This is a genomic window from Chromohalobacter sp. HP20-39, from assembly GCF_033052815.1.
Taxonomy (GTDB): domain Bacteria; phylum Pseudomonadota; class Gammaproteobacteria; order Pseudomonadales; family Halomonadaceae; genus Chromohalobacter.
The window spans coordinates 1-283 of the sequence record NZ_JAWHTP010000539.1 but is presented as its reverse complement, the minus strand read 5'-3'; the positions used below and the strand labels follow the sequence as shown (position 1 = coordinate 283).

1 protein-coding gene is annotated in these 283 nt (G+C 59.0%); it reads left to right on the top strand.

Annotated elements, in window-relative coordinates; translation table 11 throughout:
* Positions 1-283: ABC transporter permease (locus RVY79_RS19105; RefSeq protein ID WP_317466131.1), on the top strand; the 283-nt coding region annotated here is incomplete at both ends.

Here is a 283-nt window from a genome sequence, read left to right as displayed (position 1 = left end):
ACGTACCAGACGGGGTTGGGCACCAACATCCTGTTGATGACGGTGATCAGCTTCATCGTTGGGTTGTCGATCTCGGGGCAGACCTTCTACACGTTCATCCTGGAAAACCTCGAACGGTTTGGCGCCCTCAAGGCAATCGGGGCCAAGGGGCATGAGCTGGTAACGATGATCGTGTTCCAGGCCACCTTTGTGGCGCTGGTGGGCTATGGCCTCGGGATCGGCTTATGCGCGGCGTCCATCGCGCTGGTGCGGCTTCGCATTCCTGACTACGCAGCCATGATCA